General features: G+C 53.5%; 25 protein-coding genes. 9 read left to right on the top strand and 16 right to left on the bottom strand.

Annotation, left to right across the window (positions count from 1 at the left end):
* Positions 1–175: 175 nt before the first annotated feature.
* The gene (gene mutS, locus SMB34_RS07575; protein ID WP_037988978.1) at positions 176–2,899 is read right to left on the bottom strand and encodes a DNA mismatch repair protein MutS; all 2,724 of its coding nucleotides are present in this window, start codon (positions 2,897–2,899) and stop codon (positions 176–178) included.
* 183 nt (positions 2,900–3,082) lie between these two features.
* On the opposite strand from mutS, the gene SMB34_RS07570 reads away from it, so the two are divergent.
* The 4 genes from SMB34_RS07570 to SMB34_RS07555 all read left to right on the top strand — a co-directional run bounded on the left by SMB34_RS07570 (position 3,083) and on the right by SMB34_RS07555 (position 7,270).
* Positions 3,083–3,580 (top strand): hypothetical protein, encoded by a 498-nt coding sequence (locus tag SMB34_RS07570; RefSeq protein ID WP_037988977.1) that lies wholly within the window; start codon positions 3,083–3,085, stop codon positions 3,578–3,580.
* Positions 3,581–3,875: 295 nt separating this feature from the next.
* Positions 3,876–6,143 (top strand): NADP-dependent malic enzyme, encoded by a 2,268-nt coding sequence (locus SMB34_RS07565; RefSeq protein WP_037988975.1) that lies wholly within the window; start codon positions 3,876–3,878, stop codon positions 6,141–6,143.
* Between the two features lie 113 nt (positions 6,144–6,256).
* Positions 6,257–6,703 carry a hypothetical protein gene (locus SMB34_RS07560; RefSeq protein ID WP_147262131.1) on the top strand — a complete coding sequence of 149 codons (447 nt, stop codon included), beginning with the start codon at positions 6,257–6,259 and terminating at the stop codon, positions 6,701–6,703.
* Positions 6,704–6,808: 105 nt separating this feature from the next.
* On the top strand, positions 6,809–7,270 hold the full coding sequence (locus SMB34_RS07555) for a hypothetical protein (protein ID WP_037988971.1): 462 nt from the start codon (positions 6,809–6,811) through the stop codon (positions 7,268–7,270).
* A gap of 79 nt (positions 7,271–7,349) precedes the next feature.
* Here SMB34_RS07555 and SMB34_RS07550 read toward each other — a convergent pair whose 3' ends face one another.
* The 8 genes from SMB34_RS07550 to SMB34_RS07515 form a co-directional block, all read right to left on the bottom strand.
* Positions 7,350–8,336, bottom strand: a complete 987-nt coding sequence (locus SMB34_RS07550; protein ID WP_037988969.1) for a glucosaminidase domain-containing protein — start codon at positions 8,334–8,336, stop codon at positions 7,350–7,352.
* A gap of 194 nt (positions 8,337–8,530) precedes the next feature.
* Positions 8,531–9,100 carry a NifU family protein gene (locus SMB34_RS07545; RefSeq protein WP_007088547.1) on the bottom strand — a complete coding sequence of 190 codons (570 nt, stop codon included), beginning with the start codon at positions 9,098–9,100 and terminating at the stop codon, positions 8,531–8,533.
* A 162-nt stretch (positions 9,101–9,262) separates the two neighbouring features.
* A complete protein-coding gene (locus tag SMB34_RS07540) occupies positions 9,263–10,237 on the bottom strand; it encodes a DUF2333 family protein (protein ID WP_037988967.1) in 975 nt (324 codons plus the stop codon).
* A 69-nt stretch (positions 10,238–10,306) separates the two neighbouring features.
* Positions 10,307–10,849 carry a L,D-transpeptidase family protein gene (locus SMB34_RS07535; protein WP_037988966.1) on the bottom strand — a complete coding sequence of 181 codons (543 nt, stop codon included), beginning with the start codon at positions 10,847–10,849 and terminating at the stop codon, positions 10,307–10,309.
* Positions 10,850–11,219: 370 nt separating this feature from the next.
* The gene (ppa, locus tag SMB34_RS07530) at positions 11,220–11,744 is read right to left on the bottom strand and encodes an inorganic diphosphatase (RefSeq protein ID WP_007088550.1); all 525 of its coding nucleotides are present in this window, start codon (positions 11,742–11,744) and stop codon (positions 11,220–11,222) included.
* 157 nt (positions 11,745–11,901) lie between these two features.
* Positions 11,902–12,741, bottom strand: coding sequence for a glycosyltransferase family 2 protein (locus SMB34_RS07525; RefSeq protein ID WP_037988963.1), 840 nt, complete (start codon positions 12,739–12,741; stop codon positions 11,902–11,904).
* 148 nt (positions 12,742–12,889) lie between these two features.
* On the bottom strand, positions 12,890–13,885 hold the full coding sequence (galE, locus tag SMB34_RS07520) for a UDP-glucose 4-epimerase GalE (protein ID WP_037988961.1): 996 nt from the start codon (positions 13,883–13,885) through the stop codon (positions 12,890–12,892).
* 78 nt (positions 13,886–13,963) lie between these two features.
* Complete coding sequence (locus SMB34_RS07515) at positions 13,964–14,905, bottom strand: LysR family transcriptional regulator (protein ID WP_037988959.1); 942 nt, start codon at positions 14,903–14,905, stop codon at positions 13,964–13,966.
* Between the two features lie 243 nt (positions 14,906–15,148).
* Between SMB34_RS07515 and SMB34_RS07510 the strand changes: the two genes are divergently transcribed.
* The gene (locus tag SMB34_RS07510) at positions 15,149–16,093 is read left to right on the top strand and encodes a DMT family transporter (RefSeq protein WP_007088554.1); all 945 of its coding nucleotides are present in this window, start codon (positions 15,149–15,151) and stop codon (positions 16,091–16,093) included.
* Between the two features lie 27 nt (positions 16,094–16,120).
* Here the strand turns inward: SMB34_RS07510 and SMB34_RS07505 are convergent, their stop codons facing one another.
* From SMB34_RS07505 to SMB34_RS07495, 3 genes are read right to left on the bottom strand one after another with little or no spacing between them, the layout of a single operon-like run.
* On the bottom strand, positions 16,121–16,474 hold the full coding sequence (locus SMB34_RS07505) for an antibiotic biosynthesis monooxygenase family protein (RefSeq protein ID WP_037988957.1): 354 nt from the start codon (positions 16,472–16,474) through the stop codon (positions 16,121–16,123).
* A complete protein-coding gene (locus SMB34_RS07500; RefSeq protein ID WP_007088556.1) occupies positions 16,471–16,800 on the bottom strand; it encodes an NIPSNAP family protein in 330 nt (109 codons plus the stop codon). The genes SMB34_RS07505 and SMB34_RS07500 overlap by 4 nt, the downstream gene beginning before the upstream one ends.
* A gap of 29 nt (positions 16,801–16,829) precedes the next feature.
* Positions 16,830–17,747, bottom strand: coding sequence for a DMT family transporter (locus SMB34_RS07495; RefSeq protein WP_037988956.1), 918 nt, complete (start codon positions 17,745–17,747; stop codon positions 16,830–16,832).
* A 103-nt stretch (positions 17,748–17,850) separates the two neighbouring features.
* On the opposite strand from SMB34_RS07495, the gene SMB34_RS07490 reads away from it, so the two are divergent.
* On the top strand, positions 17,851–18,504 hold the full coding sequence (locus SMB34_RS07490) for an ArsR/SmtB family transcription factor (protein WP_338057849.1): 654 nt from the start codon (positions 17,851–17,853) through the stop codon (positions 18,502–18,504).
* A gap of 6 nt (positions 18,505–18,510) precedes the next feature.
* Here the strand turns inward: SMB34_RS07490 and SMB34_RS07485 are convergent, their stop codons facing one another.
* The 4 genes from SMB34_RS07485 to SMB34_RS21515 all read right to left on the bottom strand — a co-directional run bounded on the left by SMB34_RS07485 (position 18,511) and on the right by SMB34_RS21515 (position 21,329).
* A complete protein-coding gene (locus SMB34_RS07485; protein WP_051682199.1) occupies positions 18,511–19,263 on the bottom strand; it encodes an NAD-dependent deacylase in 753 nt (250 codons plus the stop codon).
* 151 nt (positions 19,264–19,414) lie between these two features.
* Complete coding sequence (gene grpE, locus SMB34_RS07480) at positions 19,415–20,056, bottom strand: nucleotide exchange factor GrpE (RefSeq protein ID WP_007088560.1); 642 nt, start codon at positions 20,054–20,056, stop codon at positions 19,415–19,417.
* Between the two features lie 49 nt (positions 20,057–20,105).
* A complete protein-coding gene (gene hrcA, locus SMB34_RS07475; protein WP_007088561.1) occupies positions 20,106–21,164 on the bottom strand; it encodes a heat-inducible transcriptional repressor HrcA in 1,059 nt (352 codons plus the stop codon).
* Positions 21,165–21,200: 36 nt separating this feature from the next.
* Positions 21,201–21,329 carry a hypothetical protein gene (locus SMB34_RS21515; RefSeq protein ID WP_276202143.1) on the bottom strand — a complete coding sequence of 43 codons (129 nt, stop codon included), beginning with the start codon at positions 21,327–21,329 and terminating at the stop codon, positions 21,201–21,203.
* Between the two features lie 171 nt (positions 21,330–21,500).
* On the opposite strand from SMB34_RS21515, the gene rph reads away from it, so the two are divergent.
* The 3 genes from rph to hemW all read left to right on the top strand — a co-directional run bounded on the left by rph (position 21,501) and on the right by hemW (position 24,220).
* Positions 21,501–22,217: a ribonuclease PH gene (gene rph / locus SMB34_RS07470; protein WP_007088562.1), complete on the top strand. Its 717-nt coding sequence runs from the start codon at positions 21,501–21,503 to the stop codon at positions 22,215–22,217.
* Between the two features lie 99 nt (positions 22,218–22,316).
* Positions 22,317–22,913 carry an RdgB/HAM1 family non-canonical purine NTP pyrophosphatase gene (gene rdgB / locus SMB34_RS07465; RefSeq protein ID WP_007088563.1) on the top strand — a complete coding sequence of 199 codons (597 nt, stop codon included), beginning with the start codon at positions 22,317–22,319 and terminating at the stop codon, positions 22,911–22,913.
* A gap of 113 nt (positions 22,914–23,026) precedes the next feature.
* On the top strand, positions 23,027–24,220 hold the full coding sequence (hemW, locus tag SMB34_RS07460; protein ID WP_037989232.1) for a radical SAM family heme chaperone HemW: 1,194 nt from the start codon (positions 23,027–23,029) through the stop codon (positions 24,218–24,220).
* Positions 24,221–24,348 lie beyond the last annotated feature (128 nt).

Genomic DNA, 24,348 nt, shown 5'->3' with positions numbered 1-24,348 from the left:
GGTTGGTTGCCCTATTGGGTCCATCCCAATGCATATGGCATGCCGTGTTTCCGATGCCAGTGTTCGGCTGATCGCCGGAGTTTAACATCAAAAAGCAAACAGGCACCTGCCTGATATAAGGGCAAAGTGCCTGTTTTTAATGCGGTGGCCGATATTTTTCGCGACAGATGCGAGATCAAACGCGTATGGCGCGCAAGCGATATAGCGCATCAAGTGCTTCGCGCGGGGTCATGTTATCGGGATCGATTTCAGCCACAGCATCCAGAAGGGCCTTTTGTTCTGGCGACAATGCAGGGGATTTGGCTTTTTCTTCCTGTTTGACCTGCTCGATTGCGGCAGCAAAAAGCGGCAGGTCATCGGCCAGTTTGGAAACCGCACCGCCCTGTTCGCCCTTCTCCAGGGTTTTCAGTACCTGTTCGGCGCGTTTGATCACTGGTTTAGGCAGGCCTGCGAGCTGGGCAACATGAATGCCATAAGACCGATCCGCACTTCCTGCACCGACTTCGTGCAGGAAGACGACTTCGCCCTGCCATTCCTTGATCAGCATGGTGTGGCAGGACAGATGGGCAAGCTTGGCGGCAAGGGCTGTGAGTTCATGATAGTGGGTTGCGAAAAGGCCACGGCATTTATTGACTTCATGCAGGTTTTCAACAACCGCCCAGGCAATCGAAAGACCATCAAATGTTGCCGTGCCGCGCCCGATTTCATCAAGAATAACCAGCGAACGATCGGATGCCTGATTAAGGATGGCGGCGGTTTCGACCATTTCGACCATGAAGGTCGACCGGCCACGCGCCAGATCATCCGCCGCCCCCACACGCGAAAACAGCCGGTCAATCACACCGATATGCGCCGTTTCCGCCGGGACAAAGGCACCGATCTGGGCCAGAACCGCAATCAGGGCATTCTGGCGCAGGAAGGTCGATTTACCGGCCATGTTCGGACCAGTAATCAGCCAAAGGCTTTGTTCGCCTTCAAGGCGGCAGTCATTGGCGACAAAGGGGCTGTCGCCATTTTCGCGCAGGGCGGCTTCCACCACTGGATGGCGACCGCCACGGATATCAAAGGCAAGGCTATCATCAATGGTCGGGCGGATACATCCCTGATCACGCGCCAGTTCGGCCAACGCGGCCGACACATCAAGCCCGGCAAGCGCCTGTGCACAGCGCGCGATGGCGTCGGCATGTTCAAGGACGCCCGTGACCAGTGAGTCAAACAGTTCGAGTTCAAGTGCAAGCGCCTGATCCCCGGCCTTGGAAACCTTGCTTTCGAGCTCGGACAGCTCGACCGTGGTGAAACGAACCGCATTGGCCATGGTCTGGCGATGAATAAATTCATCGATTTCCATCATCCGGTCAGCCTGTTTGGCCGGTACTTCGATGAAGTAGCCAAGGACGTTGTTGTGTTTGACCTTAAGGCTGGTGATGGCCGTTTGTTCGGTATATCGGGCCTGCAGATTGGCGATCAGCTTTTTGCTTTCGCTTGAAAGCATGCGCAATTCATCAAGCGGCGGGTGATAACCACCCGCGATAAAGCCGCCATCACGTGCCAGCAACGGCAGATTTTCGCTGAGCGACCGGCGCAGAAGATCAACCAGATCGCCGTGATGGCCCATATCGGTCAAATGATCGACAAGGGAGGCGGGTTGCGCGGTCAGGCCGTCATTGCCGCCATCGGGTTTGTGCAAAAGGTTGCCAATCGCAAAGGCACAGGCCAGACCATCGCGCATGGCAGCCAGATCGCGTGGGCCGCCACGACCGACGGACAGACGTGACAATGCACGTTCGATATCCGGACATTCGCCAAGGGCAGCGCGCAGATCGGACCGTAGGGCATCGCGATCATGGAAATAGGAGACCAGATCAAGGCGTTTATTGATCGTGCCCGCATCGGTCAGCGGTGCGGACAGACGGGCGGCTAGCAAGCGTGCACCTGCGCCAGTGCGGGTACGGTCGATGACCGATAAAAGTGATCCCTTGCGCTCACCTGATTGGGTCTGGGTCAATTCCAGTGACCGGCGGGTGGCGGCATCGATTTCCATTGCAGCACCCGCAGCCATGCGTTGCGGTGGGGCAAGGCGCGGCATCTGACCCTTCTGGGTCAGATCGACATAATCGATTAGCGCCCCGGCCGCCGAAAGTTCGGCAATTTCGAATCCGCCAAAAGCGTCCAGGGCCGCAACTTCATATAGTTTTTTAAGGCGCAGCTGGGCATTTTCGGCATCAAAGCGTGATGCGGGTTGCGGTGTGATGACGTTTTTGTATTCGGCGTAGATATCGAACATTTCCGAACGATTCAGAAGTTTGTCCGATATCAGAAGCTCACCAGCGTCAAGACGGGCAAGGGCGGCAGGAAGCCCGCTCATATCACAGGGCTGAACATAAAAATCGCCGGTCGACATATCAAGCCAAGCTAGACCGACCTTGCCGCGAACTTCGGACACCGCAGCCAGATAGTTATGGCGCCGGGCATCCAGAAGGCTGTCTTCGGTCAGGGTGCCGGGCGTGATCAGTCGGACAACGCCGCGTTTGACGACGGATTTGGCGCCGCGTTTCTTGGCCTCGGCCGGGTCTTCCATCTGTTCGCAGACAGCGACACGGAAACCCTTGCGAATCAGACGCTGAAGATATGTTTCGTGGCTATGGACGGGAACACCGGCCATGGGAATTTCGTTACCCTGATGTTTGCCACGTTTTGTCAGCGCGATATCGAGTGCCTCGGCCGCCTTGACGGCATCGTCGAAGAACAGCTCGTAAAAGTCGCCCATGCGGTAAAACAGCAGGCAGTCCTGATACTGTTCCTTGATTTCAAGGAACTGCATCATCATCGGGGTCGCACCTTCGGTATCGAACGAAAGAGGGACGGTCTGAGTATCGGAAGGATCGGCAATATTGTTCATGGCGAGTGTGATAGCAAACCCTGAAGGCATTGACGAGGGGATGAAACGGCCCGGTAGCAGTTTTTGACCTATGCCATTGCAATGCCTGATTTTCTGTAAAATATGTTAAGATACGCAGGCAGCAAAGTAGCGCGATCATCGCCGATTTGCCGCCCTTTGACCAGTGACCAAGGAGATAAGAAGATGGCAGCAGACCAAGCGAACCGTCAGGCACCGGAACTGGTTGGATTATTCGATACAAAAGACGGCTTTGATGCCGCAGTTCGGGAATTGCGCGATAGCGGATTTTCGCGCACGGACCTGTCGGTTTTAAGTTCCCATGAATCAATTGATGTTGCCGGGTCGGATGGCCGGTCCTGGTCCGATGTGCTGACCGCGCTGGTCGGTGAAGCAAAATACGAGGTGCCCTTGGTGGCATCGGGGGCGATTGCACTGTTTGGCGGGGCGGCAACCGCGCCGGTGGCGCTTGCGGTTGGTGCGGGCGTTGGCGCCGTGGCGCTTCGCGAATTTATCGAGGAAGTTACATCAACCCCGCATACCGAAGATTTCGCCCGCGCGATCAATGCCGGGTCGGTGATCCTGTGGGTGCGGATTGATCCCGACAAGGACGATGCAGAAGCCAAGGCGACCGCGATTCTGAAAAAGCACGGCGCGGAAAACATTCATCTGCATCAGGGATAATCCCTTGATTTTGAGTGCGTATTTGCATTTTTCGGCATGACGGACATGGTTTGCTAAAACGTAAAAGGCGATCAGAAATGATCGCCTTTCTTATGTCCGGTTGGCATATGATGCGCTGCAACATACGGAAAACGCTACGTAATTTTGCGGTTGCCGTTAACGTCGCCTTTGACCCGGGGCCAGAAGCCTGATTTATTGAGCGGTCCGGCATGACGGCTCCACACCTGATTGTCGGGTTAAAGTTTACAGGTTCTCGCCGCTTTCCAATCCACCACGCAAGCGTCAGTGAAAATATATGTCAGATTCAGAAATCAAGGTTCGTGACCGTGAAGCGCTGCTGTTTCATTCAAGTGGCCGCCCCGGAAAAATCGAAATCACTCCGTCGAAGCCGCTGACCACACAGCGCGATCTTTCACTTGCATATTCACCAGGTGTGGCGGTGCCATGCCTCGAAATCGCCAAGAATCCGGCAACGGCCTATGACTATACGTCCAAGGGCAATATCGTCGCCGTGATCTCGAATGGTACGGCCGTTCTGGGGCTTGGCAATCTGGGTGCGCTGGCATCCAAGCCGGTAATGGAAGGCAAAGCGGTCCTGTTCAAGCGTTTTGCCGATGTTGACGGGCTGGACCTTGAAGTGTCGACCGAGGATGTTGACGAGTTCGTCAATTGCGTGCGCTTCCTTGGCGCGTCGTTCGGCGGGATCAACCTTGAAGACATCAAGGCCCCGGAATGCTTCATCATCGAGCAACGCTTGCGCGAACTGATGGATATTCCGGTATTCCATGACGACCAGCACGGTACGGCGATTATTGCCGCATCCGGCCTGATCAATGCCTGCGACCTGACGGGGCGCGAGCTTAAAGACATCAAGCTTGTGATCAACGGTGCGGGTGCGGCGGCGATTGCATGTTGCGAACTGGTCAAAAGCATGGGAGTCACACCCGATAATGTCATCATGTGCGATTCGCGCGGGGTGATTTACAAGGGCCGTGAAGACGGCATGAACCAGTGGAAATCGGCGCACGCGGCCGAAACAGATGCTCGCACGCTGGAAGAAGCGATGGACGGGGCGGATGCGTTCTTTGGCCTGTCGGTCAAGGGCGCGGTGACGGCGGCCATGGTCAAAAGCATGGCCAAACAGCCTATCATCTTTGCCATGGCAAACCCGGATCCGGAAATCAGCCCGGAAGACGTCGCCGCGATCCGAAATGACGCGATCTGTGCAACCGGGCGTTCGGACTATGCCAACCAGATCAATAACGTGCTTGGTTTCCCTTATATCTTCCGCGGGGCGCTTGACGTTCAGGCATCCACGATCAACGAGGAAATGAAGATTGCCGCGGCCCATGCGGTGGCGTCACTGGCGCGTGAAGATGTGCCTGACGAGGTTGCTGCGGCTTATTCCGGCCGTCGCCTGCAATATGGTCCGGAATATATCATTCCGGCACCGTTTGATCCGCGCCTGATCATTGCGGTGCCTAAGGCCGTGGCACAGGCCGCGATGGACAGTGGTGTTGCACGCCGACCGATCATTGACATGGCGGAATATGAAAATCAGCTGCGCGGTCGCCTTGATCCGACGGCGGCCCATCTACAACTGATTTCCGATTATGTGCGGGCGCATCCGAAACGGATTGCCTTTGCCGAGGGTGAAGAGGAAACCGTTATTCGTGCGGCTGTGGCCTATCGCAATTCCGGTTATGGTACCCCGATCCTGATCGGGCGCGAGGACCGGATCGCGGAATCGGCCAAATCGCTCGGTATCGAAAGCCTTGAGGGTGTTGAAATCAGCAACGCGGCCCTTTCTCACAAGAACAAGGAATATGCCGAGTTCCTGTATGGTCGCCTGCAGCGTAAAGGCTTCCTGTGGCGCGATTGCCAACGCATGGTCAACCAGAAGCGTAACGTCTTTGCCGCCGTCATGGTGGCCAAGGGTGACGCCGATGGCCTGATTACCGGCTTGACGCGAAACTTCCATCGCAGCTTTACCGATATCAGTTCGGTGATCGATGCCAAGTCGGGCGAAATCCCGATGGGTCTTTCGATTGCAATTGCCAAAGGCCGGACGGTGTTTATTGCCGATACGCGCGTGCATAACATGCCCGATGCGGAGCAGCTTGCCGAGATTGCGATCCAGGCGGCCGAGAAAGCCCGTCAGCTTGGTCACGAGCCGCGTGTGGCAATGGTATCGCATTCGACGTTTGGCAACCCGTGGAGTGCAGATACCGACCGTATCCGCGAGGCGGTCGGTATCCTTGAGCGCAGTAATGTCGATTTTGAATTCGATGGTGATATTGCGGTTGATGTGGCTCTTGATACTGAACTGTTGAAGCTTTATCCGTTCTGCCGTCTTTCCGGCCCGGCCAACGTGCTTGTAATGCCGGCCCTTCATGCGGCGACAACGGCGTCAAAGCTTCTCGACAAGCTGGGCGGTGGTACGGTTGTTGGTCCGGTGATGATCGGGCTCGAAAAGCCGGCACAGATCACCCAGATGGGCAGTACGGTTAACGACCTTGTCAACCTGGCAGCACTGGCCGCACACGAGGCAGAACACGGCTAAGTTGCGCTAAACAATATTGTTAAAATGGCGGAATTGCTGATGCAATTTCCGCCATTTTACTTTAAGAGGCCGGAATATAACAAAAAACAACCGGTAATCGTGGGAACGTGACGTTGAATTTTTCATGCAAATGGCGTTTTGGGCTATGCACAGTTTTTTTGATTCTGTTCGGGTGCAATGCTTCCGAGCCTTCGTCAGAACTGATTACGTCCAGCTTGAACGAACTGCACGATGAAGCCCTGATAGGCATGCTATCGCATCTGGAAAATATCGAGATATCCGATACGGAGCGTACAGGCGACAATCGCAGCCGTGTATCTGTGCGATACGAACTGGTGTTTGACATTGATTTTGCCAATGCCATTCGCATTGTTGCCGATCCGGGGGCAGCTTCGGAAGCTGAGCGTAAGCGGTTTCGTGATTATCTTGGTATTCTTGGAACTGTTGAATTGACGGGCCTGACCAGCCTTTATGGTGAATTTGAAAAAGATCAGCGCTTTGACGTCGCCCGGGTCGTCGATTTTGTTAAGATCAAAGGCAAATGGATCGCGCAGCCCTGATGGCGTTTATCGTTTGGGCAATAGCGTGGATCGACCCGATTTCTGCCACATCGGACTGTAACAGGTTAGCACCATAACCGTATTTCAGGCATAAGGAACTTGTCGATGCATCGCATCAGTCATTTTTTTGCATTTATTCTGTTTGTTCCGGCGCTTGTGGCCCTGGCTGCGTGCGACGATACAAAGACCGAAGGCCCAACAGCTAATGAGATCACCACGGCCGTGATCGAACGTTTCCGTGATGATCCTTATGCCAAAGTTGGTCATGTCGAAAATGTTACAAAGACCAACAGCATCAAAGAAGCCGACGATGAAACGACAGTTATGGTGCGTTACGAATTGGTGTTTGATCGCTCGGTCGCGGATTTTGCCGATGACGTCACGGAAAAGGGCAAGGCCGCCGGGGACCTTGATACGGTTGGTGACACTGTCAGTGAAGCAATTGATCTGGTGAAGACCAAGATGCTGGCCTTGAAGGAAGGCGAGTTCAAGGCGGGAGACCGGCGCATTGTCGAAAGCGAGATCCGGCTGGTCAAATCCGAGAAAGGCTGGATTTACCGCCCATAGAATCTGGCGATATCCATTTACGGAAATAAGAAAAGGAACCGCGTGAAAACGGTCCCTTTTTTATGCGCGATTGGTGCGATCAATCTTCAAGAAGTGCCAGAACACTTGGCGGCGGCGGTATATCGCCAGACGCGAAGCCGATCCCGTCGAATGTTTCAAGACCGTTCACGCGCATGATGGCGTGAAGCGAGTCGACATATTCTTCACCACGTTCGGAATATTTGGTTAGTGTATCGGCCAGATCCCAACCAAGCACGACTTCGCCACCTTCACGCAATTTGGCACGTTCAGCGCGCAGTTCGGCATATGCCGGGTGCGAGTTGATGTTGCGTGCATAGGCACGAACACTGTCGATCAGGCTGTTAAACGATTTGATGACGTGGGTTTTGCCTTCGGCACGGTCTTCTGGGACGATGCCGTCTTCATCCCAGGCCCACTGGCCAAACAGGGCATTACCCTTGCGCACGAAGCGCGACGTGCCCCAGCCGCTTTCCTCAGCGGACTGAGCAAGCATTAGAGATGGCGGAATGATATCGATGCGTTCAAGCAGTGCGGTGACACCACCATCCGTCACGCGATAGCGCTTCATCATCTGATCGACCCATTCCTTTTCGGCTGCACTGATCGGGTCGCCGGAATATTTCTTGCTCTGAATAGCCATCAGGCGATCACGTCGCGCCGTGATTTCCTCGTTCACACGCAATGCCAGCGGCAGCATGATTCGAATGAAAATCTGTTTGCGCTCGTCTGCGGATGCCAGATCGCGCATGCCTTTGGGAACGCGTTTGATATAGACGCGTGGAACTTCCTGCACACCCGACAGGCTATAGCCGATGCTTTGATAATACTGGTTAAGCGCGATCACTTCTGGATCGCGACGGTAGAGCGGTTTGACGTTCTTTTTTTCCGGCGCAACGGTAACTGCTGCGACTTCGTCAAAGCTCATACCTTTAGGGGTGGGGGTAACATCCCATCCACCGAAAATGCCAAAATACAGTAAACCTACCGCTCCAAACACTGAAGCAAGCGCAATTTTACGGTAACTGCCTTCTTTTGCGCTATTCATGTTGTTTCTCCAGGATCAGTAAAACTGCCGGTTCATGCGAGCCGTTATCTATGCCTGCCTGTTGTGCGGATCGCAACCTGCAATATCGAAAAGGTTAATTTTTCCTTTGCGACGTTTGCGTTCCGCGCGTAATGACAACGCCCGGCACAGAAATTTGTGCGTGCTGGGCGGAAAAAATTTCGCGAATCGGGAAATCAGTCAGCCATGACCGGTTCTACGGCCTGAACTTCCGGCACGTAATAACGCAGCATGTTTTCGATGCCCATTTTAAGGGTCGCCGTGCTGCTCGGGCAGCCGGAGCATGCGCCGTGCATTTCAAGGAAGACAACGCCGTCTTCGAATTTGTGGAAGACGATATCGCCGCCATCCTGCGCGACGGCCGGCCGGACACGGGTATCAAGCAGTTCCTTGATCTGGCTGACCAGTTCATCATCTCCATCTGATGCGGTGCTGGCACCGGTGGCGGCACCGGAATTCTGATCAAGAACCGGCTGTCCGGAGGTGTAATGCTCCATGATACCGCCAAGGATTTGCGGTTTCAGTGTCTGCCAGTCTTTGGCATCATCCTTGGTGATGGTGATGAAGTCACCGCCCAGAAACACCCCTGTGATGCCTTCAACTTCAAACAGCTTGCGGGCAAGCGGTGATTTTACATCTGTATCGGTTGCCGTGAAGTTGGCGGTGCCTTGACGGCCCATAACATCTTCGCCGGGCAGGAATTTCAGTGTTGCCGGGTTCGGAGTCGGCTCGGTTTGAATGAACATGTCGGCTTGTCCTCTCACTCTGGGGGCCGGGGCAAATCTTGCCCGCGCGGCGTTCCCGATTTCATCTGGTTAGGCCCTAAATGGGGCAAAAACAGGAAAAGATCAAGTCTGAGCGCGCAACTCAGGTATTCGTGATCTGACACCCGGTACCGGGAACCTGTCTTATCGCTGCAGAATAGAGCTGATTTCGCGCATCTGGGTACGGGCGCGCAGCAGATAAAAACCAAGCCCGGCCAAGTGGTTTGGGAAAATAATGCCATCGGCCGAACCGTTGACCACAACCAGAGGATCAAGAGCCGCTGCTGCCTGCAACGAGCCGATCATTTCCGCCCAGGCTGGTGCTACCTGACGTTCATTGATGACCTGTTCGAAATCGGTGCCGAGGTCACGCAGGATCAGGCTATAGGCATAAAGACGGCCCTTGGTGGCATAAAAGACATCATCAGCAGTGCGATCAAACAAGGATGGGTCTTCGACCTTGTCATCAATCAGTGCGGATGCTGATCCAAGATCATTGGCGAAACGGTTCAGCGTTTCCTGCAGATTGTCAGCACGGCGTTCAAAAACGGCCTGACCGTCTGCCAGGCGCTGATTGTAACGGTTAAGCGCTGCAATAGCCTGCCGGTATTGCTGTTCGGAGGTTACACCGGGCAAAAGCGACACGCTGGGATCAAAGACCCATTTGTCACCCCTGAATTTCAGAAGGCCTGCTGCATCATCCAGATCCGGGTCAACCTGGCTTGAGCCACGCGTACGACCAATCTGATCGGACAACTCGATTGCAAAGCGTGACAGGGCATAGACAATACCCGTCTGGAAGTTCGGCATATTGTCCAGTGCGGCACTCGGCAGGAAGAAGGGATCGTTCGCCGTCCAGCGGTTCTGATTGATTTCGCGATCTATCAATGCGGATGCGGTGCTTACCGAATGGCTGCCGCCCTGATAATTACCAGTGAAATCGGGATTGTCGTCGATCTTGTGCACCAGTGCCATGCCGACCGGATAATAGATGACAGCGACCAACACAATAACGGTAAGGCTGCCCACCCAAAACTTGCGAGAGCTGAAAACACGCCTGATGCGTGCTCCGAAACCGGAAATACCGTTCTTTTTGTATAGATAATCGTCTTCAATCATGATCCGTCCCGGTCAATGGCGTGCAGCATGAAACTAGGGTGTCATTGCCAGAACGGCAAGTCCATGATTTTACATATCGATCCGAATATAGCTTTCAGTCGTGCACATGGACAAAACGGTTTCGAGATCTTTTTCGCCAAGCGCAACGCAGCCTTCGGTACCGGTATAATCCGGGCGGGCAATATGCATGAAAATCGCCGACCCTTTTCCCGGGACTGTAGGATCATCGTTGTGACCAAGTACGACGATGAGGTTGTAAAGCCCGTCGTCGCGAAACAGTTTCTCATGGCTGGCATCAAACGGAAGCCGCACGGGGCGATTATAGTCCGGATGGGTAGGATCGTCGCACCAGCCATCAGAAAAAGAAATAGTGGTGACTGGAAGGTCTGTATGGGGGCTTGCGCGGCGATCAGACCGATACATAACATAACGCAGTCGCCAAGTTCCAGCCGGCGTTTTACCGTCACCTTCGGTCTTGGCATCGGCAGAGACCACGCCGTTTTTGCCAATTGCACAGCGAAATTCCCGGTCCTCAAAGCGCAGCAATCCATCTGTCGAGACAATCATTTCGACCGGATCGGACGGCGCACTGGTTTGCAGGTTGCTTTGCATTGGTCTGAAACTCTGAATTCCGGTTGTCTAAAGTGCTGTCGCCAAAGCGTTTTGCAGAAAATTGCTCGAAGATGTTGAGAAACAACAAAGGTGAATTTGTGGCAATGCCGTATCAGCTACAATGATTGCACGCAAAGTTGATACGGGATTGCAGACTGTCAGGTTTCGCAGGTAAGCAAAAATACCTTTGGAAAGGTGCGGAAGGCTTAATGCCTACGTCAGGCGAGCTTCGCCTGCACGGAACAAATCCTTTGTCCAATAGTCCCGAGCGAATTGAGATTATGTATGTTTTTTGGCGTCATGTAAAAATGACAACGCCCCACGCCGGAATCCGGGCGGGGCGTTAGAAAGCAATCGCACATAAATCGGCTTATTTGCCGAGACGGGCTACACCTTCTTCGATCAGTTTGGCGGCCTTCTCAGCGCCCTCCCAACCGGTGACTTTTACCCATTTGCCTTTTTCAAGGTCTTTGTAACGCTCGAAGAAATGCTGGATCTGATCACGCAGAATCTGCGGAAGATCTTCGTGGGATTTGATATCGGTATAGTACGGATCGATCTTGTCGTGCGGCACGCAGATCAGTTTCTCATCCTGCCCGGCCTCGTCTTCCATCATCAGAACACCGACCGGACGGGCGCGAATGACCGAGCCAGCAACAACCGGTTCACGGAACATGACCATGGCATCGACCGGATCACCATCCAGGCCAAGGGTATTCGGGATGAAACCGTAATTTACCGGATAATACATCGAGGTATGGAGGAAGCGGTCAACGAAGACAGCACCGGAGTCTTTGTCGACTTCGTACTTGATCGGTCCGCCCTGTGGGATTTCGATGACGACGTTAACGTCCCAGGGAACATCTTTGCCAACGGCAATCTTGCTGAGATCCATGTGGGAAAATCCCTTTCGCTTTTTGATAAGGCTGTGCCCCGTTGCCGGGGCTGTCACAACGCACAAACACTCGAAATCTATCGAGGATGCAAAAATCAGGTGGTCCTTTTATCTTGAAATTGGCGTTGTTCCAAGCCCCGCAGATAACTGGACTATTTTATGCTGAAGCGGCGATTGGAATGAGTTCACTCTGTCTCGGTTGGAAGCGGCTCGGGTCTGCTTCTAGCTCTTTAAAATACATACCGTTATTTGATTTGTTGGCGTGACGTTGCCCTATGGAGCGTCCGTGATACAGATGCAGAACGGGTGAGCAGTATTCGACGCTTTTGCGTTTCACGCCAGATCGGATCATGCGCAGCACGAAATCGGAATCTTCGAGACCATGTCCCTCATAGGCTTCGTCAAAACCGCCGATTGCCAGAATGTCATTTCGAAAGGCGGCAATATTGCACCCTTGTGCCTTTTTCCAGCATTTCTGATGCGCCCAAAGGCTTTTCTTGTTTTGCGGGAGAGGGGCAAACTGGAAGGGGCGATTGCATTGTCCCATCAGACCCAGTATGAACAAAAGGATGCGAGGCCATTTGTGAAATGAAAAGCGCTTTTTCATAACGAATTCAGTGAAGCGACGTTTAAGAAAAACGCGCTTGCCGGTCACGAAGCAGCCTGGTTCGGCCACTTTTCGGTGGTTTGAGACAAAATCAGGAAGAAGACAACAGTCACCATCGGTGAAAACAACAATATCGCCCTCTGCGAGTTTGATTGCACCATTGCGGACACGTGACAGGCGATAGCCCATATCTTCTTGCCAGAAATGTTTGATCGGCACGGGTGATTTTTTCTGCATGCGGATAATGGTATTTGCCGTCTCCGGGCCGGACCCGTCATCTGCGACGACCACCTCGAAGTTCCTATCTTTCTGGTCGATTAACGACTGCAAGACCATCTCAAGCGCTTCGGGCCAATTATAGGTCGAAACGATCACAGAAACCTTATGCACGTAATTTCCCCCCAATTACAGAACGCATTCAACCAGTATCCCCTCTGGTCCATAATGCATGGAGCCGACTTCCGCTCCGTCTCGTCAATTACAAAAAAGTTCTAGATATTAAAATCGTATATCACATGAACAGGTTACCAATTTGTGTTCATTCAGACTTTCGAGCGTTAGAACAATAATAGGCCCAAGCATGAGCAATCGTTTCACGTGGGTCTGTATATTTCGGCTTCCAGTTTAATAGTGAATTCGCTTTCGCCGGATTGGCAATCAGTTTTACGGGGTCGCCCGGGCGGCGTGCCGCGTCAGATATCGGGAACTCGATACCCGTAACTTCTCTGCAAAGCATCAATATTTCACGTACAGAACAGCCTTTGCCCGTCCCAATATTGACGCAATCAAAAAATGGTTTTGTTTCGCCTGTTATATGCTCAAGTGCCCTGACGTGGGCCGCTGCCAGGTCATCAACGTGAACGTAGTCACGAATGCAGGTTCCATCCGGCGTGTCATAGTCATTGCCGAATATTTTTAAACCGTCTCTTCGCCCGACCGCCGCCAATAGAGCAAGCGGAATGAGGTGAGTTTCCGGATCATGTCTTTCACCGGTTCGCCTTGAAGGGTCCGCACCCGCGGCATTAAAATAACGCAGAGCAATGGAACGAAAACCATATAACGCGCAATAGTCCGCGATCATTGTTTCAACCATCGCCTTTGAGCGGCCGTAGGGATTTTCAGGCTGAGCCGGTAAAGTCTCGTCAAGCATGTCGAGATTGGTGTTACCGTATATGGCGGCAGTTGATGAGAAAACGATCTGCCGACACTCATGATGACGCATCGCTTCAAGCAGATTAAATGAGCCGGTCGTATTCACCTCGTAAAAGCTGGCTGGTTCCTGCATCGAAAGACCTGCCTCAATCAGGGCAGCCATATGAATGACGGCAGCTGGTTGGAATTTTTTAAAGGTATCGTCAAGAGCGGTGCGATTACGAATATCTGCATGAACAAATGGGATATCACCAGAAATCGCGTCACGGTGACCGTTCGACAAATTGTCAAGAACCACCGGCAGATAGCCACTTTCTTGCAATTTCAGGCATATATGAGATCCGATATATCCGGCGCCGCCTGTTACCAGTATTTTTTCCATAGCTTCCGTTCTGTTCAATATCCAGCCAATGATTTGGTCGTATTAGAAATACAGATTAGGTGAATTCTGTCTGGCAGATCATTTTTTAAGCATTTTGCCTTTCAGCGACGCCGTATGTGGATTGATCAGTTCGCGGATCCAGTTGGCGGTGGCGATGACGGCCGGGTCTTTTTCACGGGCCGGGCGGATCAGCAGGCGATACCACCAGTGCGATACGAAATCGGGGAAATTAAGCAATACCAGTTCCCCGCGTTCCACAAAGTTGCGGGCGATCACATCGGTGCTGGCAACAATGCCTTGTCCAGCACGGGCTGCTTCGAGTGCCCAGATATGATGGCTGAAGGTCCAGCAATCATCGAGTGAAAAGGTGGCGCGATCAAACCAATTGGCAATCTGCGAAAATTGTTCGCTGTCGCTGTCGATCAGCAGGATATCGCGCGATCCAAGTGAACTGACATCGATATTGCAGGGATCAAGTCCGCGTTTTTTCAGCCATTCAGGCGCAGCAAAGGCATTGTAAATTTCGGGAGTCAGAAGTTCGGTGATCCAGCCATCAAGCCCCGGCAAATCTTTTGGTGCGATCTGAAGGGCGATGTCGATTTCAAGTGGATCAAGATCATCATCAAATTCGATCTTGCGAAACTGAACGGGAATATCGGCAGGCATACGGGCCTGCAGGTCACCAAGCTCGTTTAACAGAACGGTCAAGGCAGGGGTTGCCAATGCGCCTATACGGATCGCCTTGCCCTTGTCGGGCCCGACTTCGCCGGTGATATCGGCAATGCCATCAAGGGCTTCTGTCAGGCGCGGGAGCAGACGGGTTGCCGATTTGGTCAGACTGAGCCCGCGTCCCTTGCGAACAAACAGGACAACGCCAAGACATTCTTCAAGCTGACGCAATTGATGGCTGATCGCACTTTGGGTGACATGCAATTCTTCCGCCGCCGCCTTCACACTTTGATGGCGGGCGGTGGCTTCAAAAGCGACAAGCGCGCGTAAGGGGGGCAGTTTGCGGCGCATAGAACATTTCCGTGGGACAGGGTTTTTAGAGTTTATTCCTGTGTAACAGGCCTGAATGTGGTTTGGGGCAAAAAATTCTCATCAATGGCTGAAAACTCCTCATTCGCATTTTTCAATTTTTGCGGGCACACTGCCGAATGAAAAGGGTTTCCGGCTGATCGATAGATAGTCTCCTTGCGCCACCCCGCAGCAGTCTCCCCGCTGTCGGAAACCCACTTTAATTCCAGAGATCAGGATCAGGTGATGACCGGGACGCTTTTGCGCCTCAGCGGCAATTTTCGCGGCGTTTTGTGGATGACGGCGGCGATGGCATCGGGCGTTTTTGTCGATGTCTGTGCCAAGCTGGTATCCCATGATGTGCCGACGGCACAAATTCTCGCGATGCGTGCAGTGACGACGGTGGCTGTGTTCGTGATCATCCTGATGTTTATTGGCACCAGGTCGATCCGGACCAAGCGACCTTATGCGCATCTGGCGCGCGGCGTTCTTTGGTACGGATCGTTGTTTTTTGTGTTCTTTGCCCTTCGCCAGATGAGTATTGCCGAGGTAAATGCCTATCTGTTCATTGAGGCCTTGCTGACCGTGATGCTTGCCGTTGTGATTCTTGGCGAGCAGTTGACGGCACGTAAAGTAATCGCAACCCTTCTTGGACTTGTTGGCGTTTGGGTGATGTGCGTTCCCAAAATGGACGGATTTGGCGTTCCATTGGGGGTTGCCGCAGCCCTGATCGGGGCGTTCTGTTTTTCCGCGCAAACGCTTTATGCCAAGGTTCTGACCCGGACCGAGACGAATTTCTCCATGCTGTTCTGGCCCCAGATTGTCGCCATCGTGATCTGGGTGCCGGTTGCCGTCATCATGTGGCAACCGGCGGCCTTGTCTGACTGGCTTTATTCTGCGGGTGCAGGTTTCTTTGCCATGCTGACCAACTACATGGTTCTGCGGGCTGTTCGGGTTGCGGATGCCAGTGTCATTTCGCCCGCAGCCTATACGGCCTTGCCGTTTTCTGTAGCAATGGATCTGATCTTCTTTGACATGCTTCCGGTGCCGGTGATTTTTGTCGGGGCGGCGATTGTCGTGCTAGCGGTTGCCTTGCTGGATTACAGAGGCGGGGCAAAACCGGTTTCGGTTGTGCCCGCCGAAGATGATGAAAGTGATGGAAATCGCAAGGCCGCAACGGCGAAAGTTTAGCCTTTCTTCGGAAAACCTGTTTATCCGTTATGAACTGTCGTCGTGTTGCTTGCGGGAATCATCGGGTGTTTCGGCCCGTTCATGCATTCCATAATCACGCATGACATGGGCGACCCGCAGACGATAATCGTCGAAAATCCGGTTACGGCCTTTGTGCTGTGCAATGCGGTGTTCACTGACATTGCGCCATGCCATGACGGCTTCTTCATCGCGCCAGAACGAAAGAGACAGAACCTTGCCCGGCTCGTTAAGGCTTTCGAACCGTTCGATGGAAATGAAACCGTCGATTGTTTCAAGTACCGGCCGGAGGTCTTTTGCGATCGAGAAATATTCGTTACGATGTTGCGGGTTAGGCAGGACTTCGAAAATGACGGCAATCATGGCTTGACCAGCTCCGCATGCGGGGTAGAGGCGATTTTGAAAAACTGGCGTTCTTCGCGCAGGATGAATTTTTCACGTTGGGCGAACTGATAGTTTTCACGCCCCAGTGGGTCTTGTGACAGGCGGGCGCGATAGGCTTCATATGCTGCCAGATCCGGCAAATGATAAACTGCGTAAGCGGTCGATATTGTTCCTTCATGGGGCGCGAAATAGCCGACCAGATCAGCACCGCATCGTGGAATTGCTTCGCCCCAGTTACGCGCATATTCCACAAAAGCATTCTTCTTATAAGGGTCGATTTCATAGCGGATGAAACACGTGATCATTGGCTTTATATCCTTATTGGGAGACCATTTTATGATTTAGGAAAGGGTGACTGTCGCCAGAATGTGCGCGGCAGATTGATCATTGCGACGCCGACAAGCGTGCAGAGGATTCCAGCAAGAACCGGGGAACTTATGCTTTCACCAAGCAAAAGAGCGCCCAGCAAGACGCCGATCCCGGCACGCAGATAGCTTTGACTGGCAACACCCATTGAGCCAAGCGTGCGTAACAGCCTGAAATAGATCAGCAAAGCGATTGCCGTGCAAAAGACCGACAGGGCAAGCGTTGCAAGAATGGCGGACGTTGAAGGTGTCAAGGTCCAGGGTCGATCCAGCACCAGACTGGCCGGGATCAGAAAGGTGCTGGCCCAGATCATGGTTGCGGCGGCGGTAACGGTTGCGGGCAGGGCGTTGAAGCGCTTGCCATAGATTGCTGCTCCGGCATAGAGGATCGCTCCGGCCAGAACGGCAAGCTGCCCGCCAACATGCTGCCCTAGGCCGATAATCACACCGGGGCCGACAATCAGAACCACACCAGCAACGCCAAGGCACGCACCGACAAGACGAAACCGGTCAACCCGTTCATGCCGTGTCAGAAGGGCCGTGAACAGGAACACAAAAACCGGTGACGTCGAATTCAGCACACTGGCAAGGCCGCTTTCGACATGTTGCTGTCCCCAAGCAAGAATTGTCCATGCGCCGAGGCTGTTGAAAACCGACTGGATCAGCAATGTGCCGATAACCTTGCCATCGCGCGGAAAACGTTCGCTACGGCAGCACATGACGACTAGAAGAAACAGCGATGCGATGCCAACCCTGATCGCAATCAGCGTAACCGGTGGGATGTCGGTTAGGGCGATTCTGATAAACAGATAAGACGATCCCCAAAGCAGGGCGAGCAAAGTCAGCAAACCGATTTCAAGGGGTAGCGATATTTTGGACGATGTCATTCGGATCTCCGGGGCAGGGGCAATTCTGAACAAATAACCGATTGCTGGCGACCAATGCTTCGATTAATATCGAACTATGAAAGAAGGACCCGATATTGCCCGCGTGGCTGCATTGCTTGGCGATCCGGCACGCGCGAACATGTTGACCGCCCTGATGAGTGGCCGAGCCCTGACCGCGGCCGAACTTGCACAGGAGGCCGGTGTGACGCCGCAAACGGCGAGTTCACATCTGGCAAAGCTGGAGGCTGGTCAGATCGTTATCCCGCGAAAGCAGGGGCGGCATCGTTATTTTACGCTTTCGGGCCCCGATATTGTCGAGGCATTGGAAGTCCTGATGGGGATTGCCAGCCGGGTCGGACATAATCGGGTCCGAACCGGGCCGAAGGACCCGGCATTGCGCAAGGCACGTGTTTGCTATGATCATTTGGCCGGAGAAATGGGGGTTGCCCTGTTTTCGGGGCTTGAGGCCCGCAAACTGATTTCGACAGATCATAATGGCGTGGCTTTGACAGATGCCGGTGCAGATTTCGCCGAGGCGTTCGGGATTAATCTGAATGAACTGCGCACCAGCCGCAGGCCGCTTTGCCGGGAATGCCTGGATTGGAGCGCCCGACAATCTCATTTGGCAGGGTCGTTTGGTGCTGCGTTACTGGACCGGTTTTATGATCTGGGCTGGGCACACCGAAGTAAGGAGTCGCGTGTGGTGATTTTCAGCCCCGAAGGCGAACGCAACTTCAAGGCGCTGTGCGATAGTTAATAGTTGTCAGACTTGATCCATCAATAGGCTGTCGATCAGTGCCGGAACCAATTTAGTCGCCAGGCCATATGAACTGTGATCAAACAAGGACGCCCCGGAACCAGGTTCCAGGTTGATCTCGACCGTTTCTGCACCAGCTTCTTCACTGGCGATTTGGACGAACCCGGCAGCCGGATAAACGTTCCCTGATGTGCCGATGGAAATGAATAGGCCACATTTGGAAAGAGCAGCATAAATGCGTTCCATTTCAAACGGCATTTCCCCGAACCAGACAACGTGTGGGCGTAGGCCCCCGGTTTTGGTGCAGGAGGTACAGGGAGTGTCTCGTCCCAGTGGGGCAGACCAGACCGTCAGAAGCCCGCAATGATTGCAGCTGATTTTCAGCAATTCGCCATGCATATGGATAAGGTTTTTTGATCCGGCGCGGTAATGGAGATCGTCGATATTTTGGGTTACCAGCAGAACGTCGCTTGGCCATCTGGTTTCGAGCCGGGCAAGGGCAAGATGCGCCTTGTTTGGCTGTATCGCAGGGTCAAGCAGCCCTGCGCGTCTGTCATTGTAAAAGTGATGTACGAGATCGGGATTGTTGATGAATGCCTCAGGCGTTGCGACTTCGGAAATGTCATATTTTGCCCAGATACCATCTGGGTCGCGGAAGGTATGCAGGCCGCTTTCCTTCGAAATACCGGCCCCGGTCAAGATAACAATCGTTGCGGCTTCATCGCGCAGAATATTGATAATGTCAGGACGAAGCGGCATGGCGTGTTCCGATGTCATTGTTGCAACCAAGCCAGATTAGACCCGAAATGGACAAAATAAAACGGCCCGCCGTGAAAATGGCAGGGCCGTTTAAATATTTGATCTTTCAAAACCGGTTTGCGGATTCCCGACCAGAAATCAGCCAGCGCTATCAGGCAGAGGTGTCAACGTTGCTGCCAGGTTCGTCGTTTTTTGCGGCCTCCTGACCGGCGGGGTTTTTGGTGACCCCAACCATTGCCGGGCGCAAAAGGCGACCTTTGAGCACGTAACCGGCCTGCATTACTTGGGCGACATGGCCGTCTGGATAAGCAGGATTTGGCATTTCAAACACGGCTTGATGATGATTGGGGTCAAGTTTTTCCCCAAGCGGTTCAAGCTTTTCAACGCCGTTCTTTTCCAGTGCCTTAAGAAGCGTCTGTTCGGTCATTTCAACGCCTTCAACCAGCTTTTTCATCGTCGGGTCGGCATTGGACGTGTCGCCAGCAGCCTCAAGGGCGCGACGGAGGTTGTCACCTACATCAAGCAGTTCGCGGGCAAATTTGGTAATCGCATAGTTCCCGGCGTCCTCGACGTCTTTCTTCGCGCGACGGCGCGTGTTTTCCACCTCGGCGGCGGCGCGCAATAGGCGGTCTTTCAACTCAGCAACTTCTGCTTCAAGTGCTGCAACCGGATCTGTGGTGGCTTCGCCACCTTCGGCTTCGGTTGCTTCTGAGACGACATCCTCTGCGGCAGTTTCTTCTGCCGACGCGGCATCATGCAGATCGTCCTGGTTGTTCTTTGCGGTTTCCGACATGGCTAACCTGTACCTTCAATTTGTGTGGCCTGACACGCAGCGCCAACGTTTATCCAATCAGTCGCCCGACCAGCTTGGCGGTGTAATCGACCAGCGGAATGATCCGGGCATAATTGATCCGGGTCGGCCCGACAACCCCGATTGCGCCCACAATGCTGCCTTCGGCATTCTGATAGGGCGAAATCACCATCGAAAGCCCCGATCCGCCGAACAATTTGTTCTCGGACCCGATGAAAATCTGCACACCTTGGGCAATCGTGGTGACATCAAGCAATTCAATCATCTGATCGCGTGCTTCGAGCACGTTGAACAGCCTTCTTACGGTTTCGAGCTGTTCGATCGTGTCGATATTTTCAAGCAATTGCGACTGGCCCTTTACGATCAGGGACGAACCCTTGACCCCGCCGGCCCATGTCGCAAGTCCGGCATCAATCAGTCCAGCCGACAATTCGTCGAGTTCCTGTTTGATGCGGTCGCGTTCCAAACTCATCAATTGCCGGGCGTCATCAAGTGTCTTTCCGGCCAACCGGGTATTTAGATAGTTCGATGCTTCTGTCAATGCCGAGGTCGGCAAATCGGGCGGAACATCAAGGATACGGTTTTCAACATTACCGGTCTGCGAAACCAGAACCGCAAGGACCTTGCCCGGCGAAAGCGCAACAAATTCAATCTGTTTTAAACGGATTCCATCGGTTTTCGGTGCAACCACAAGCCCTGCACAGCGTGACAGCCCCGAAAGCATACTTGTGGCCTCGCCCAGCATCTGATCAAGGGAATATCCGGCCTGCTCGCAATTTTTGGTCAATTGATCGCGCTCGGCATTTGGCAGATCACCGACTTCCATCAGGGCATTGACGAAAAGACGCAGGCCTTTCTCGCTTGGCAATCGACCGGCCGAAACATGGGGAGCAACCAGAAGCCCCATTTCCTCAAGATCGGACATGACATTGCGGATGGTCGCCGCCGAGAGGTTTTCTGACATGCGGCGTGCGATGGATCGAGATCCGATCGGTTCGCCGGTTTCGACATAAGCATCTACGATCTGGCGAAAGACTTCGCGGGATCGTGCGTTCATGTCGCCCAGCAATGTGTCGTCAAACAGCGCCATGTCAAACCTGTCAAAACCAAATGTGTAGCGTGGAATTTAGTAAGGTGTCGGGCAGGCGTCAATGAAGCTGGCAGATTGGTGATAGCTGGTGGACGGGAAAACGATGGTATCAATCAGGAAGTTAGTCTTGCCAAATCTTTGAATTCGTCGCGAATCGAGTGCCATTTATGGTTTTTGCGCGTGGATCTGAGGCATGGTGTTGCTGGGATTTTGCCGTTATTTTCGGGGAAACTGCTGGACCTTTGATACGATGCTCAGTAGCTTTGGCCGCAATTTCAGCCATCGTTGATCAGCCATGCAGGTTGATCCGACCCAGAACAAAGAGGTTCAGACCCCATGCGTCCATCCGGCCGTAATTTCGATCAGCTTCGCGACGTTTCCATTGAGACAGGTGTTTCCAAATATGCAGAGGGCTCCTGCCTGATTAAATTTGGCGATACCCATGTGATTTGTACCGCGACGGTCGAGGACAAGGTGCCAGGCTGGATGCGTAATTCCGGCAAGGGTTGGATCACTGCAGAATATGGCATGCTGCCGCGTGCAACCGACAGCCGCATGCAGCGCGAAGCCGCACGCGGTGGCCAGTCGGGTCGGACCCAGGAAATTCAGCGCCTGATAGGGCGTTCGATCCGTGCGGTCGCTGACCTTAAGGGCATGGGTGAAATGCAGATGCGCCTTGATTGCGATGTTATCCAGGCTGATGGCGGAACACGCACCGCATCAATCACGGGTGCCTATGTTGCGGCCCATTTGGCGTTTCAGGGCGTACGCCGTCTTGGCCTGATCAAGGAAATCCCGTTGAATCAGCCGGTTGCCGCAATTTCGTGCGGTATTTATCAGGGTGAAGCGGTTCTTGATCTTGATTATGCCGAAGACAGCAATGCGGGTGCGGATGCGAACTTTGTTCTGGCGGGCAGTGGCGGCATTGTTGAGGTTCAGGCGACTGCGGAAGATGTGCCGTTTGATCGTTCTGCTTATGACAAGATGTTTGAACTGGCGGAAAAAGGCTGCAAGGAACTGTTTGCCAAACAGCGAGCAGCGATTGGCATCTAAGAATTTATTCGGGCGAGCCTGGATATGGTTCGCCCGATATTGTTTTTGCGGTTTTCAGCCGTCTTCGTCTTAACGACCCGAATATCTCTAGGCAGCATCATGGCCCGTCGCTTTACGGAAAAAAAACTCGTTATCGCCAGCCACAACAAAGGCAAGATCAAGGAGATTGCCGAACTGCTTGATCCGTTCGGGATCGAAGTGGTTTCAGCAGGCGATTTGAATCTTCCCGAACCCGAAGAAACCGAAAACAGTTTTATTGGCAATGCTCAACTGAAGTCGTTGGCGGCAGCAAAGGCCGCCAATCTGCCAGCCCTGTCTGATGATAGCGGCATGGCGGTTTCCGCCCTTGATGGGGCGCCGGGTATTTATTCAGCGCGTTGGGCCGGGCCGGACAAGGATTTTGATATGGCGATGGAAAAGGTCCAGAACGGGATCGGGAGCCATCCTGACCGTCGGGCGGCCTTTATCTGCGCCTTGTCTCTGGCTTGGCCAGACGGTCATGTGGAGAATTTTGAAGGTCGTGTTGAAGGTGAAATCGTTTGGCCCAAACGTGGCCGTCACGGTTTCGGCTATGATCCGATTTTCCAGCCAAAAGGTTATGAGCAGACCTTTGGGGAAATGGACCCGGCACAGAAACATGCAATGAGCCATCGCGCGGATGCGTTTCGCCAGCTGGTCAAGGCTTGCTTCGTGTAAGGATTTTAGGCGGCTAACTGCCTGCATCGAACCTATGCACGCATCGCTGATGTAACTATCGGTGGTGCGTGTTACTTTATCCGTCTTTCCCGCAGTCGAAGATCGAGAACCGCGTGTCCCTAGCAACCGCAGAAGCTGTCCCGTTTGGCATCTATATCCATTGGCCGTTTTGCCTGTCGAAATGTCCCTATTGCGACTTCAATAGTCATGTTGCTGACAAGGTTGATCATGCGCGCTGGAGGTCGGCATTGCGTGCGGAACTTGCCGCAGGTGCTGCGCGTCATCCCGGCCGCACGGTCGGATCGGTATTCTTTGGTGGTGGGACACCGTCGCTAATGGATCCGGAAACCGCAGGGGCCCTGATCGCCGATATCAAAACCTTCTGGCCGGTAACCGATGACATCGAAATCACGCTTGAAGCCAATCCGGGTACGGTTGAAATCAACCGGTTTTCGGCCTTTGCTACCAATGGCATCAACCGGGTCTCAATTGGTATTCAGGCGCTCAATGACCGCGATCTTAAATTTCTGGGGCGGGTGCACAATGCGGCTGAAGCCATGCGTGCTCTTGATGTTGCGGCGAATGTGTTTGACCGGTTTTCGTTCGATCTGATTTATGCCCGGCCCGAACATGATCCGAAAGCCTGGCGTCAGGAGCTGCGCGAAGCACTTGAGATCGCGCGCGGTCATATTTCGCTTTATCAGTTGACGATCGAACCGGGAACGCAGTTCCATACCTTGCATCAGCGCGGTGATCTCGTTGTACCCGATGAAGATCTTGCGACCGATCTTTATGAAATCACCCAGGAAGAAACCAAAGCCGCCGGTTATAGTTGCTACGAGGTTTCGAACCATGCCCGACCCGGGCAGGAAAGCCGCCATAACCTCGTATACTGGCGCTATGGCGATTATCTTGGCATTGGTCCGGGGGCACATGGCCGCGAAGCCGTGATTCAGCCAGATGGCAGCACGAAACCAATGGCGGTGCGCCGTCATCGTGCGCCGGAAATCTGGCTTGACCGTGTGGAAAAGCAGGGACATGGCACGCAGGAAGAAACCGCTTTGGTTGCGGATGAACGCCTTATTGAAATGGTGATGATGGGGCTGCGCCTGAATGAACCGATTCCGGTGGGACGCTTCGAGCGGATTATTGGCAAAGCCCCGCGCGAGGCATTGGATTCAGAACGGCTTGAAACCCTGATTGCGTCGGGCGATCTGATTTGCGATCAGGCAGGATTGAGCACGACCGATCAGGGGCGGAACCGTTTGAACGGGGTTCTCAGATACTTGTTCGACCATTCGGCGTGATCGCGGATGAGTGGGAAAATCAAGATTTTCCTTATGTCTTGCGACGGTGGGCGATTTTCAAAGACGCGTTTTGCAAAACCCTCAAAAAGGTTGTTGACACTGAAGTTTGGCAGCGTATATTGCGCCCC

Source organism: Thalassospira permensis NBRC 106175 (assembly GCF_000714555.1).
In the GTDB taxonomy this organism is placed as follows: domain Bacteria; phylum Pseudomonadota; class Alphaproteobacteria; order Rhodospirillales; family Thalassospiraceae; genus Thalassospira; species Thalassospira xiamenensis.
The sequence above is the reverse complement of the archived record's forward strand: the minus strand, read 5'-3'. Positions and strand labels throughout refer to the sequence as shown.